The sequence below is a fragment of the Paracidovorax cattleyae genome (assembly GCF_900104515.1).
In the GTDB taxonomy this organism is placed as follows: Bacteria; Pseudomonadota; Gammaproteobacteria; order Burkholderiales; family Burkholderiaceae_C; genus Paracidovorax; species Paracidovorax cattleyae.
In genome coordinates this window covers 1-11,458 of the sequence record NZ_FNJL01000056.1, presented here as the reverse complement: position 1 = coordinate 11,458, position 11,458 = coordinate 1, and the positions used below count along the sequence as shown (strand labels likewise).

Genomic DNA, 11,458 nt, shown 5'->3' with positions numbered 1-11,458 from the left:
CGTCGTTCTCACCGCCTGCGGCGGGGCAGACGCAACTGCTGGCGAACTACCAGAGCCAGCTGGAGACGACCCTGGCGGCCAACTGGAAGTGAGTCCGGATGCGGCCATGGTAGCCGCGCTGCTGTCGCGCTTTGCGAATCCGGCTATTGCGGTGATCATGTTTTCCGCGGCGCCCGAGAGAAACAAACATCGTTCATCCAACGGAGACAAGCGCATGGCCTGGCAGCAAATCTACGACCCGTTCGGCAGCATGGTCCTCTCCACCGCCCTCGCGGCGGTTCCGGTGGTGGTCATGCTCGCGGCCCTCGGCTTCTTCCACATCAAGGCGCACATCGCCGCGGGCATGGGGCTCATCGCGGCCCTGCTCGTGGCCGTCTTCGCCTACGGCATGCCGGCGGACATGGCTGGCCGGGCCGCGCTGCTGGGGGGCTTCACGGGCCTGCTGCCGATCGGCTGGATCGTGCTCAACATCATCTTCCTGCACCAGCTCACGGAGCAGAACGGCAGCTTCAAGGTGCTGCAGGACTCGCTCTCGGGCATCACGGAGGACCGGCGCATCCAGCTGCTGCTGATCGCGTTCTGCTTCGGTGCGTTCTTCGAAGGGGCGGCGGGCTTCGGGACACCGGTCGCGGTGACGGCCGCCATCCTCATCGGGCTGGGCTTCTCGCCGCTCGCGGCCTCGGGGCTCTCGCTCATCGCCAACACGGCGCCGGTGGCCTTCGGCGCGCTGGGCACGCCCATCCTCACGCTGGCCAAGGTGCACGGCTACGACGTGATGGCGGTGACGGCCATGGTGGGCCGGCAGCTGCCGTTCTTCTCGCTGCTGGTGCCGTTCTGGCTGATATGGGCCTTCGCCGGGCGCAAGGGCATGGTGGAGATCTGGCCCGCCATCCTGGTCACGGGCGTGTCGTTCGCGGTGCCGCAGTTCCTCGTGTCCAACTTCATCGGTCCGGAGCTGGTGGACATCATCGCGGCCATCGTCTCCATGGTCTGCCTGATCGCCTTCCTGCGCGTCTGGAAGCCGAAGTCGGTATGGACCTCGCCCTCGCTGCGCGGCAACGACGTGAGCGCGGCCGAGGCGAAGCCGCCGCAGCCCGTGGCGCGCCACACCCGCGCCGAACTGGTGGCCGCCTGGATGCCCTGGGCCATCCTGTCGGTGTTCGTGTTCATCTGGGGGCTGCCGCCCGTCAAGGCCTGGCTCAACGGCCTGTTCGCGCCGTCGTTCCCCATGGCGGGGCTGCACAACCTGATCGAGAAGGTCCCGCCCGTGGTGCCCGTGCCCACCAAGGAGGGCGCGGTCTATACGCTCAACCTGCTGTCGGCCACCGGCACGGCGATCCTGCTGTCGGCCATCGTCAGCGCGCTGTTCATGAGGGTCAACCCGGTGGCCATCGTGCGCACCTTCTTCAAGACGATCTGGCTGGTGAAGTTCTCGCTGCTCACCATCGTGCTGATGCTGGCGCTGGGCACGCTCACCCGCTATTCGGGCACGGACACCACGCTGGGCCTGGCGTTCGCCAACACGGGCGTGCTGTACCCGTTCTTCGGCACGCTGATGGGCTGGCTGGGCGTGGCGCTCACGGGTTCGGACACGGCCTCCAACGTGCTGTTCGGGGGCATGCAGAAGGTGGCGGCCGAGCAACTGGGACTGTCGCCCAACCTGATGGGCGCGGCCAACAGTTCGGGCGGGGTGATGGGCAAGATGATCGACGCGCAGTCGATCGTCGTGGCCTCCACCGCCACGCGCTGGTTCGACCGCGAGGGCGAGATCCTGCGCTACGTGTTCTTCCACTCCATCGCGCTGGCCTGCCTGGTGGGGCTGTACGTGACGATGCAGGCGTATGTGTGGCCGTTCACGCGGATGGTGGTGCACTGAGCGAGCGGCCGGAGCCGCTTCGCTGGGCCGTGCCATCCGCTCCGTGGAAAGGTTCACATGGATCCCGGAGGCAGCTCCTTCAATGCATCGCGGATCGTGCGCGCGACCAGTTGCTGGCGCTCGCGCGGCATGCGCGCCAGCGTGGTGGCCACGCTGACGGCCGCCACCGGCCGGCCGCGCGCGTCCCGCACCGCCATGCCCACGGCCAGCACGCCGCGGGTGGCGTGGTTGCCGATGACGGACCAGCCGCGCTCGCGTGTGGCGCGCACCAGCAGGCGCATGCGCTCCGGCGTCATGCCGCCGTAGGCGGCCAGGCGCGGGGCGTTGGCCGCGATGATGGTTTCCACTTCCGCATCCGGCAGGGCGGCGAGAAGGGCCAGCCCCGCCGCCCCCACGCCCAGCGGCTGGCGCGTGCCCACCTCGATCACCAGGATCTGTACCGGGTGCGTGCCCACCTGCCGCGCGATGCAGTGCGACAGCGGCCCTTCCCGCACGATGGCGAAGGCCGCGTCGCCACAGGCGGCACTGATGCGCGCGAGCAGCGGCTGCAGGTGCACCGCGCGGTTGGGCAGCGCGCCGGCCGGTGCGAGCGCCGCCATGCGCGGCCCGGGCACGTAGCGGAAGCGCCCCTGCCGCGCGACATGGCCGGCCTCGAGCAGCGTGGACAGCAACCGGTACACCGTGGCCCGCTCCAGTGCCACGCCGCGGCACAGGTCCACCACGCGCACCCCTTCCGGGCCGCCGGCCAGCACCGCATCGAGCACCTGCAGGCCGCGCCGCAGCGTGCGGCTGCCTGGGTCGTCTGTTTCCGCATCCGGTTCCTGGCGGAGTGAATCGTCCGGTTGTCGGACGTTTCGATTCGTGGTGCGTGGGGGCATTGCGAAGAATCCAGGTGTCGATGAAGTCCGTGCGCAGTGTGCCCCAGGCCGCGCGACGCGGACCGCGATTGCCCCGTGCCCACCCAGGAGACAAGACCATGACCGCTGCACCCCTTCCCGCCGGCGCCTGCGCCCGCCCCCTTCCGCACCTTCCCGCGCGCCGCCGCATCGCGGCCCTCGGTGCCGCCCTGTGCGCCGTCGCCTGCGCGGCCGCCATGGGACTGCATGTGCCCGCCGCGCAGGCGGAGACATCCTCTTCCGGAACATGGCCGGCGCGGCCGATCCGGCTCGTCGTCGGCTATGCGGCGGGCGGCGCGACCGACGTCATCGCGCGCATCGTGGGCGTGAAGCTGGGCGAGCGCCTGGGGCAACCCATGATGGTGGACAACCGGGCGGGAGCCAACAGCAACGTGGGCGCCGAGGTGGTGGCGAAGTCTCCGCCGGATGGCTACACGCTCTACGTCTTCACCATCGCCAACACCATCAATGCCTCGCTGTACGGCCGGCTGGGCTACGACCCGCAGAAGGATTTCGAGCCCATCGGCCTGATCGCCAAGATCCCCAACATCCTGGTGGTGAACAACCAGTTGCCGATCAGGAGCGTGGCCGACTACATCCGCTTCGCGAAGGAGTCGAAGGACGGCATCACCTTCGCCTCGTCGGGCAGCGGCTCGTCCATCCACCTGTCGGGCGAGATGTTCAAGATGCAGACGAAGCTGAACATGCTGCATGTGCCCTACAAGGGCAGCGCGCCGGCCATGACCGATCTGCTGGGCGGCCAGGTGCAGTCGATGTTCGACAACACGCCCTCGGCCCTGCCGCATGTGCAGGCGGGCCGGCTGCGGGCCATCGCCATTACCAGCGCGCAGCGCTCGCCGCTGCTGCCCGACGTGCCCACGGTGGCCGAGTCGGGCTTCCCGGGCTTCGACGTGCAGTCGTGGTTCGGGCTGGCCGCGCCCGCGGGCACGCCGAAGCCCGTGATCGAGCGCGTGAATGCCGAGCTGGTCAAGGTGCTGGGCATGCCCGACGTGCGCCAGCGCCTGCAGGACCTCGCCGCCACGCCGGAACCCGGCACGCCGGCACAGATGCGCAGCTTCGCCACCGCGGAGATCCAGCGCTGGCGCGAGGTGGTGAAGGCGTCCGGCGCGAAGGCCGAGTGAGCCGCGGCCCGTTTCCGGTCCGCTGACCCGATCCCTTTTTTGCAGGAGTTCCCGAGCCCATGTTCCCGATCGATTTCTTCTGGCGCGCCGCCACGCGCTGGCCCGACCGCATCGCCATCGAAGCGCCGGAAGGCGCCATCCGCTACGACGTGCTCGCCGCTCGCGTGGCCGCTCTGGCGGCGGCGCTGGTGGCGCGCGATCCGGCGCCGCAGAGCCGCGTCGGCATCTGCGCGCACAACAGCGCCGACCACATCGCCGCGCTGCTGGCGGTGCTGGCCTGCGGCAAGGTGTGGGTGCCGCTGAACCCCAAGAGCACCGCGCCGGAGATCCGCCGCATCACCGACGCCACCACGCCCAGCATCCTGGTGCTGGATGCCGACTGCGCACCGCTGCTGGAAGGCGTGCCGGGCGCCCGCATCCATGCCCACGGGCCGCACGGCGAGGCCGTGCCCGGCGTGGCCTCGCTGGTGCAGCGGCATGCCGGAGCGCCGCGCCCGGTGTTCGACCTGCCGGACACCGCCACGCAGGCCATCAAGTTCACGGGCGGCACCACCGGCGCGCCCAAGGGCGTGATGCAGCCCTACCGCGCGTGGATGGCCAACATCGCCAACCAGATCCACGCCTGGGGCTTTGGCGAAGACGAGCGCTACATCGTCGCCGCACCGATCACGCACGGCACTTCCACCTATCTCCTGCCCATTCTGGCGCAGGGCGGCTGCCACGTGGTGCTGCAGGGCGCGGGGGCCGAGGCCGTGCGCGCCGCCTTCCGCGAGCGCGGCGGCACCGTGTGCTTCATGCCGCCCACGCTGGTGTACATGCTGATGGCGCTGCCGGGTGCGAGCCGCGCGGACTTTCCCCGCCTGCGCCGGCTGATCTACGGCGGCGCCCCCATGCCGCCCGAGAAGATCCGCGAGGTGCGCGCATTCTTCGGTCCGGTCCTGGGCACCACCTACGGGCAGACCGAAGCGCCGCAGATCCTCACCGTCATGCGTCCGGAGGACTTCGAGGACGAGCGCAACTGGGCCGCCGTGGGCCGCACCACCTGGTTCAGCGACGTGGCCATCATGGCGCCGGATGGCAGCCTGCTGCCCACGGGAGAAGTGGGCGAGGTGGTGGCGCGCGGCGACCTGCTCATGACCGGCTACTGGCGCCTGCCCGAAAAGACCGCCGAAACCCTGGTGGACGGCTGGCTGCACACCGGCGACCGCGGCCTGCTCGACGAGCGGGGCTACCTCTACCTCAAGGACCGGCTCAAGGACATGGTCATCACCGGCGGTTTCAACGTCTATCCGGTGGACGTGGAAAACGCCCTGGGGCAGCACCCGGCGGTGCACGAGTGCGCCGTGTTCGGCATCCCCGACGACAAGTGGGGCGAGGCCGTGCAGGCGGCCGTGCAGCTGCGCGCGGGCCAGGCCGCGACCGAAGCCGAATTGCAGGCCTTCGTGCGCGAACGCCTCGGCTCCGTGCAGACGCCCAAGCGCATCCGCTTCCTCGACAGCCTGCCGCGCTCGCCCGTCGGCAAGGTGCTGAAGAACGCCGTGCGCGAACAGGCCCTGGCCACCCCCTGACTTCCGGAGACCCTCTCATGACATCCGTCCGCAACGACGCCCCCGTCACCCGCCTGTGCACGCACACCCTCACCAGCCTGCACTACCGCGACGCCGACCTGGTCGAGGACCTGATGGGCCGCAAGACCTTCACCGAGGTGATGCTGATGCAGATCCTGGGCCGCACGCCGCGCCCGGTGGACCTGCGCATCACCGACGTGGTGCTCATCGTCCTGATGGAGCACGGCCTCACGCCCAGCGCCATCGCCACGCGGCTGATCTACATGAGCGCGCCGGAAAACCTGCAGGGCGCCGTCAGCGCCGGCCTGCTGGCCGTGGGCAGCTCCTTCGTGGGCACCATGGAGAACTGCTCGCGCCTGCTGGACCGCATCATGGCCGCCCCGGATCCCGATGCCGAGGCGCTGGCCATCGCGCGGGAGTGCCGGGCGAAGAAAAGCGCCGTGCCCGGCTTCGGCCACCACCTGCACAAACCCGTCGATCCGCGCGCCTACAAGCTGCTGGAACTGGCCCGCGCCGAGCCCGACCTGGCCGGCCGCCACATCCGGGCGCTGGAAACACTCTCCAAAGCCGTGGACGACGTCGCCGGCCGGCCCGTCACCATCAATGCCACGGGGGCGGTGGCCGCGCTGCTGGGCGAGATCGGCGTGCCCACGGCCGTGATGCGCGGCTTCGCCGTGATCTCGCGCGCCGCGGGCCTCGTGGCCCACATCGTGGAGGAGCAGCAGAGCCCGTCGGGCCGCTTCATCTGGGACACCGTGGAGCACGCCATTCCCTATGTCGGCGAGGGCGGCAGGCCTGCGACCGGCGGAGAGCCGGCATGAGCGGGGGCGACGCCGGCACGGGCGCCAGCCGCCCGCCCGCGCTGCCGCTGGACCTGTCCGGCCGCGTGGTCTTCGTCGCCGGCGGGGGCTCGGCTGGCCCCGGCTGGAGCATCGGCCGTGCCGCCTGCGTGACCTATGCGCGGCTGGGGGCGTCCGTCTGCGTGGCCGACCGCGATGCCGCATCGGCCGAAGAAACGGCCGCGCTCATCCACGCCGAAGGTGGAACGGCGGCCACCTTCGTGGGGGACGTGGCCGGGGAGGCCGACGTGCAGCGCCTGTTCGACGAGGCCCGGGCGCGTTTCGGCGCCATCGACGTGCTGCACCACAACGTGGGCATCGGCAAAACCGGCGGCCCCATGGACACGAGCGCCGACGACCTGGACCGCATCCACGCCGTGAACGTGCGCAGCCTGCTGCTGTGCAGCCGGCAGGTGCTGCCGGACATGGTGGCGCGCGGGCGCGGATCGGTCATCGCGATCTCGTCCGTGGCCGGCATGCGCTACGTGGGCTACCCGCACCTGGCCTACAGCGTCACCAAGGCCGCGGTGGCCCAGTTCACGCGCATGGTGGCGCAGCAGTACGCGCCCCACGGCATCCGTGCCAACACCGTGGTGCCCGGCCTGATCGACACGCCGCGCATCGCCACCACGGTGGCGAAGATGTTCTCTGATGGAAACCTGGACGAGGCCCGCGCCGCCCGTGCGCGGCAGGTGCCGATGGGCCGCATGGGCACGGCCTGGGAAGTGGCTCATGCCTGCGCCTTCCTCGCCTCCGACGCTGCCGCCTACGTCACCGGCACGGAACTGGTGGTGGACGGCGGGTTGACAGGCAAATACGCCTGAGGTCCCGCACCCCCCCGGGGGCCGCCGGGGCCTGCGCAGGCACCGGCGATGTCCTGATGCGGCAGTGGCTGGCGCTCTCCGAAGCCTCGCACCAGGGGTACGCCCTGTTCGACGGCGACGACTGCCTGCGCTATGCCAATGCGGCATTCCGTTGCGCCCTGGGGGTGGGCGAGGACGACTTCCTCCCCTGGGAGGAGTTCATGCGCAAGCGCGACAAGGCCATGGAAGTCGGCCCTCAGCGACGAGTTGACCGGCCTGGGCAACCGCCGCTACGCCATGGACTTCCTGCACCAGAAGCTCGGGCCCAACAAGGCGCAGGCCATGGCCGTCGTGGTCATCGATATCGACCACTTCAAGGCGGTGAACGACCACTTCGGGCATGCGGGCAGCGACCTGGTCCTCAGGGACTTTGCGGCGTGCCTCGCGGAAACCGCCGACCGCGACGACATGGTCGCCCGGATCGGCGGGGAGGAGTTCCTGCTCGTAATGCAGGGTGCACGCACGCTGGGCGCAGCCGCGTCGTCATCCGCGCAGAGAGCCAGCCGGCCGGCGACGGGCATCCCTGCGCAGGCAACGCTGCCTGAGCGGATCAGCCGCGGCGGGCGTCCGGATCGCTGGGCCCGTTGCGGTCGGACAGCACTTCCGCGGGCGGTTCCAGGTCGCCGCTGTCACCGCCTTCGGCCTCCCAGGTGCCGCCCTCGCGGCCGGTCTTGCCGCGCGGATAGCCCATGGTGGTGCCATCGTCGAAATTGAGCGGTCCGCCCTCGCGCGGATCGTCGAAGGGCTGGGCCGAGATTTCGTCGATGCCGTCGGAGACATCGCGCTCCGCGTTCAGGTGGTCGTTGAGGTCATCGCCCTCGGGCAGCTCCGCCGTGGGGTCGTCGCTGGGGTCGATGCCGGGTTCGTCGTCGATGTGGGGTGTGCGCATGGCGGTCTCCTGGGTGGAAGGGGCCCGGCTGGCAAGCCGGGCCGCGATACCCGCAGCTTCGCCCAGGTCGGGCGTGCAGGCGGTGGGCACCCTGCCTGAACGCGGGTAGGAGAGCTGCCATGCCGTGGCGCGGCACTCCCGGGCAGGCGGCGGAGCGCCTAGGGGGCGGCAGCCGTGGCAGGCAGGGCGTCCGCGCGGCCGAACACGTTCAGCGGTATGCGCAGGTATGCGATGCCTTCCGGACCCGGCTCCGGCAGCCGCCCGCCGCGGACGTTCACCTGGATCGACGGCAGCAGCAGGCGCGGCACGGCCAGCGTGGCGTCGCGCGCCTGGCGCAGCGCCACGAAGGCGCGCTCGCCGGCCTGTCCGCCGACGTGGATATTGCTGCGGCGCTGTTCGTCCACCGTGGTTTCGCAACGCGGGGCCCGGCCTTCGGGCGGATAGTCGTGGCACACGAACATGCGCGTATCCCCCGGCAGCGCCAGCAGCCGCTGGATGGAGCGGTAGAGCGCCGCCGCATCACCTCCGGGAAAGTCCGCCCGGGCCGTGCCCACGTCGGGCAGGAACAGCGTGTCGCCCACGAACACCGCCCCGTCGATGCGGTAGGCCATGTCCGCCGGCGTATGGCCCGGCACACCGATCGCCTGCGCCCCGGTGGCGCCGATGCGGAACGCCTCGCCGTCTTCGAACAGGTGGTCGAAACCGTCGTCCTGTGTGGGCTCCATGCCGAACAGCGGGCCGAAGGTGCGCTGCACCGTGCGGATGGCCGCCCCGATGGCCACCTTGCCGCCCGTGGCCGCCTGGATGTGGCGGGCGGCGGAGAGGTGGTCCGCATGGGCATGCGTTTCCAGGATCCATTCCACGCGCAGGCGCTCGGCCTGCAGGTAGTCCAGCAGCAGCCGGGCAGAAGCGTCGTGCGTGCGGCCGGCATCGGGGTCGTAGTCCAGCACCGGGTCGATCACCGCGGCCTGGCGCGTGGCATGGTCCCAGACCACGTAGGACACGGTTCCGGTCCCGCTGTCGTGGAACGGTTGCACCGTGGCGGTGGCTCCGGTGGAAGTGGGCAGCGGTAAGGATGTCATGGCGGCTCCGTCCTTCGATATGTTTTTAAATATTATGTTTTTTGATATATTGATGTCAATGCCGCGCAAAAGCCATTCCCTGCTGCCCGCGTCTTCCGCTGCGAAGCCTCCACTCGATCCCCAGGTGCTGCGGCAGGCCGCCGTGCAGGCCGTCGCCCGGCTCAAGCTGCTCGCCAACGAAGACCGGCTCCTGCTGCTCTGCCAGCTCTCCCAGGGGGAAATGTGCGTGAGCGGACTGGAGGCCTGCCTGGACATCCGCCAGCCCACGCTGTCGCAGCAACTCGGCGTGCTGCGCCGGCAGGGCGTGGTGGCCACGCGGCGCGAGGGCAAGAACATCCATTACAGGGTGGCCGATCCCGCGCTGCTCGAAGTGCTCGCGGTGCTCTACCGCCTCTACTGCCCCAAGGAGTGAGTCCCATGGCTGCCATCGACTGGTCTTCCTTCACGCCCGGCGCGGCCCTGGCCGGCGGCGCGCTCATCGGCCTGGCGGCCGGCGCCTTCATGCTGGTGTCCGGCCGCATCGCCGGCATCAGCGGCGTTCTGGGCGGGCTGCTGCGTCCGGTGCGCGGCGACGTGGCCTGGCGCGCGGCCTTCGTGGCGGGCCTGGTGGCCTCGCCCTGGCTCCATGCGCTCTTCGCCCCGCTGCCGGCACCGCGCATCGACGCGGGCACCGGCACTCTCGTGGTGGCAGGGCTGCTCGTGGGGTTGGGCACGCGCTACGGCGCGGGGTGCACCAGCGGCCACGGGGTCTGCGGGCTCTCGCGGCTGTCGGGCCGTTCGCTCGCGGCCACCCTGGTGTTCATGGCCGCCGGCATGGCGACGGTGTATGTGCTGCGGCATGGGGCGGCGTGGGTCGCCTGATGCCCTCGGCGCAATGGAATGCACAACGGCAATCACCGATCAAGGAGCGAATGATGGCGAATATCCTGGCGGCCCTGGCTGTGGGCCTGGTTTTCGGCCTGGGGCTGATCGCCTCGGGCATGTCCGATCCGGCGCGCGTGCTGGGCTTCCTGGACGTGGCGGGCCTGTGGAACCCCTCGCTGGCCCTCGTGATGGCGGGTGCCGTCGCCGTCGGCCTGGTGGCGTTCGCCATTGCGCGGCGGCGGGGCCGCGCGCTGGTGGGCGGGGCCCCGCTGCAGTGGCCCGCGGCGCGGGGGCTGGATGCGCGGCTGATTGGTGGCGCGCTGCTGTTCGGTGCGGGATGGGGCCTTGCGGGCTTCTGCCCGGGCCCGGCCCTGGTGGGGGTGGGCATGGGCCTGCGCGGAGCGGTGGTCTTCGTGGCGGCCATGCTGGCCGGCATGGCGCTGTTCGAACTGCTGGAGCGCCTGCGCCACCGCCGCTGACGTGTACCGTCCTCCCCGCATCGCCGCCTGAATCCCTGCGGTGGCGGGCGCGGGCAGGACCGCGACTGCGTTGATTCAGCCTCGGCGTACCGGCCGCCGCGGCTTGATGTACCTGTTGGGGTGCGTGTTCGTGGAGGTTCCGGGTTGGCCGAGTTGATGCGGTGAGAGGCGGCCAGTATTGCCACCCCCACCTTCTGAATTTCCTGCTGGCCGCGGGGCGCAAGTGGGCGTTGATGGACCACCGCCGCTTCGGCGTCGGAAACATCAGCCTGGCTGGCGGTGCAACGTTCAGCCCGCACCACAGCCATCGCAACGGGCTGCAGGTCGACATCCGTCCTCTCAGGAAAGATGGCCGGCAGCTCCCGGTAAAGCACGGCAGCCCCGACTGTGACCGGCAAGCCACCGCCAGGCTCGTGGCATGCTTCCAGTCCACCGGAATGGTCCGGGCAGTATTCTTCAACGACGGCCGCATCCCCCGGGTCCACCCTATCGCGGGGCACGACGACCATCTGCATATCGAGGTACATGGATGATCCGACCCTTCGGGAGGCTATTGCCTCTGCTTTTTATCGCGATTTTCTGCCAGGGAGTCCTCGCTGCGGACGAAGAATGGCAGTTCCAATACAAGCCGCTGTCAGGCGCCTATGAGGTCTAGAGCGTGTTATGAACTTTGCTTCATGAGTGCGATGCGGGAGGTAGAGTTTGCAAATGCCCCGCAAGCCCTACCCGACAGACGTCAGCGACGAAGAATGGAGCTTCGCTGCGCCATACCTGACCCTGATGGACCCGCACGCACCTCAGCGTGGACACGATCTGCGAGAGGTCTTCAATGCCCTGCGCTGGCTGGTGCGCGCGGGAGCGCCCTGGCGGATGCTGCCCAACGATTTGCCGCCTTGGGAGGCGGTCTACCAGCAGAGCCGTCGCTGGCTGGATGCGGGTTGCTTCGAGGCAATGGTCTCG

The 11,458-nt window shown here is 70.1% G+C and carries 13 protein-coding genes and 1 pseudogene; 11 read left to right on the top strand and 3 right to left on the bottom strand.

All coding sequences use genetic code 11. The features are described 5' to 3' along the window. Positions 1 to 214 precede the first annotated feature (214 nt). A complete protein-coding gene (locus BLR05_RS24795) occupies positions 215 to 1,876 on the top strand; it encodes an L-lactate permease (RefSeq protein WP_092840324.1) in 1,662 nt (553 codons plus the stop codon). Positions 1,877 to 1,929: 53 nt separating this feature from the next. Here the strand turns inward: BLR05_RS24795 and BLR05_RS24790 are convergent, their stop codons facing one another. Continuing rightward, positions 1,930 to 2,754 carry an IclR family transcriptional regulator gene (locus tag BLR05_RS24790; RefSeq protein WP_092840321.1) on the bottom strand — a complete coding sequence of 275 codons (825 nt, stop codon included), beginning with the start codon at positions 2,752 to 2,754 and terminating at the stop codon, positions 1,930 to 1,932. A gap of 98 nt (positions 2,755 to 2,852) precedes the next feature. On the opposite strand from BLR05_RS24790, the gene BLR05_RS24785 reads away from it, so the two are divergent. From BLR05_RS24785 to BLR05_RS27695, 5 genes and pseudogenes are all read left to right on the top strand, one after another. Then, positions 2,853 to 3,914 (top strand): tripartite tricarboxylate transporter substrate binding protein, encoded by a 1,062-nt coding sequence (locus tag BLR05_RS24785; protein ID WP_092840318.1) that lies wholly within the window; start codon positions 2,853 to 2,855, stop codon positions 3,912 to 3,914. Positions 3,915 to 3,973: 59 nt separating this feature from the next. After that, positions 3,974 to 5,482 (top strand): class I adenylate-forming enzyme family protein, encoded by a 1,509-nt coding sequence (locus BLR05_RS24780; protein ID WP_092840315.1) that lies wholly within the window; start codon positions 3,974 to 3,976, stop codon positions 5,480 to 5,482. 17 nt (positions 5,483 to 5,499) lie between these two features. Beyond that, positions 5,500 to 6,303: a citryl-CoA lyase gene (locus BLR05_RS24775; protein WP_092840312.1), complete on the top strand. Its 804-nt coding sequence runs from the start codon at positions 5,500 to 5,502 to the stop codon at positions 6,301 to 6,303. Then, positions 6,300 to 7,145 carry an SDR family NAD(P)-dependent oxidoreductase gene (locus BLR05_RS24770; protein WP_092840309.1) on the top strand — a complete coding sequence of 282 codons (846 nt, stop codon included), beginning with the start codon at positions 6,300 to 6,302 and terminating at the stop codon, positions 7,143 to 7,145. The genes BLR05_RS24775 and BLR05_RS24770 overlap by 4 nt, the downstream gene beginning before the upstream one ends. A gap of 132 nt (positions 7,146 to 7,277) precedes the next feature. Then, positions 7,278 to 7,622, top strand: a pseudogene (locus BLR05_RS27695) (GGDEF domain-containing protein); the annotation flags it as partial. A gap of 112 nt (positions 7,623 to 7,734) precedes the next feature. On the opposite strand, the gene BLR05_RS26890 reads toward BLR05_RS27695, so the two are convergent. Together BLR05_RS26890 and BLR05_RS24760 are read right to left on the bottom strand one after the other, a co-directional pair. Beyond that, on the bottom strand, positions 7,735 to 8,073 hold the full coding sequence (locus BLR05_RS26890) for a serine/threonine protein kinase (protein WP_208606068.1): 339 nt from the start codon (positions 8,071 to 8,073) through the stop codon (positions 7,735 to 7,737). Between the two features lie 158 nt (positions 8,074 to 8,231). Then, positions 8,232 to 9,155 carry an MBL fold metallo-hydrolase gene (locus BLR05_RS24760; protein ID WP_092840306.1) on the bottom strand — a complete coding sequence of 308 codons (924 nt, stop codon included), beginning with the start codon at positions 9,153 to 9,155 and terminating at the stop codon, positions 8,232 to 8,234. A 58-nt stretch (positions 9,156 to 9,213) separates the two neighbouring features. Here BLR05_RS24760 and BLR05_RS24755 point away from each other — a divergent pair, with 58 nt between their 5' ends. From BLR05_RS24755 to BLR05_RS24735, 5 genes are all read left to right on the top strand, one after another. Then, positions 9,214 to 9,567, top strand: coding sequence for an ArsR/SmtB family transcription factor (locus BLR05_RS24755; RefSeq protein ID WP_192883822.1), 354 nt, complete (start codon positions 9,214 to 9,216; stop codon positions 9,565 to 9,567). A gap of 5 nt (positions 9,568 to 9,572) precedes the next feature. Continuing rightward, on the top strand, positions 9,573 to 10,016 hold the full coding sequence (locus tag BLR05_RS24750) for a YeeE/YedE family protein (RefSeq protein ID WP_092840303.1): 444 nt from the start codon (positions 9,573 to 9,575) through the stop codon (positions 10,014 to 10,016). Between the two features lie 53 nt (positions 10,017 to 10,069). Continuing rightward, positions 10,070 to 10,498 carry a DUF6691 family protein gene (locus BLR05_RS24745; protein ID WP_092840327.1) on the top strand — a complete coding sequence of 143 codons (429 nt, stop codon included), beginning with the start codon at positions 10,070 to 10,072 and terminating at the stop codon, positions 10,496 to 10,498. 161 nt (positions 10,499 to 10,659) lie between these two features. Beyond that, on the top strand, positions 10,660 to 11,031 hold the full coding sequence (locus tag BLR05_RS24740; RefSeq protein ID WP_092840300.1) for a penicillin-insensitive murein endopeptidase: 372 nt from the start codon (positions 10,660 to 10,662) through the stop codon (positions 11,029 to 11,031). 175 nt (positions 11,032 to 11,206) lie between these two features. Next, a partial coding sequence (locus BLR05_RS24735; protein WP_143016014.1) for a transposase occupies positions 11,207 to 11,458 on the top strand: 252 nt, incomplete at its 3' end.

Bases quoted from the DNA above. Each gene is read 5' to 3' on its own strand.
- BLR05_RS24795 (WP_092840324.1), top strand. From the start codon at position 215: ATGGCCTGGCAGCAAATCTACGACCCGTTCGGCAGCATGGTCCTCTCC.
- BLR05_RS24790 (WP_092840321.1), bottom strand. From the start codon at position 2,754: ATGCCCCCACGCACCACGAATCGAAACGTCCGACAACCGGACGATTCA.
- BLR05_RS24785 (WP_092840318.1), top strand. From the start codon at position 2,853: ATGACCGCTGCACCCCTTCCCGCCGGCGCCTGCGCCCGCCCCCTTCCG.
- BLR05_RS24780 (WP_092840315.1), top strand. From the start codon at position 3,974: ATGTTCCCGATCGATTTCTTCTGGCGCGCCGCCACGCGCTGGCCCGAC.
- BLR05_RS24775 (WP_092840312.1), top strand. From the start codon at position 5,500: ATGACATCCGTCCGCAACGACGCCCCCGTCACCCGCCTGTGCACGCAC.
- BLR05_RS24770 (WP_092840309.1), top strand. From the start codon at position 6,300: ATGAGCGGGGGCGACGCCGGCACGGGCGCCAGCCGCCCGCCCGCGCTG.
- BLR05_RS26890 (WP_208606068.1), bottom strand. From the start codon at position 8,073: ATGCGCACACCCCACATCGACGACGAACCCGGCATCGACCCCAGCGAC.
- BLR05_RS24760 (WP_092840306.1), bottom strand. From the start codon at position 9,155: ATGACATCCTTACCGCTGCCCACTTCCACCGGAGCCACCGCCACGGTG.
- BLR05_RS24755 (WP_192883822.1), top strand. From the start codon at position 9,214: ATGCCGCGCAAAAGCCATTCCCTGCTGCCCGCGTCTTCCGCTGCGAAG.
- BLR05_RS24750 (WP_092840303.1), top strand. From the start codon at position 9,573: ATGGCTGCCATCGACTGGTCTTCCTTCACGCCCGGCGCGGCCCTGGCC.
- BLR05_RS24745 (WP_092840327.1), top strand. From the start codon at position 10,070: ATGGCGAATATCCTGGCGGCCCTGGCTGTGGGCCTGGTTTTCGGCCTG.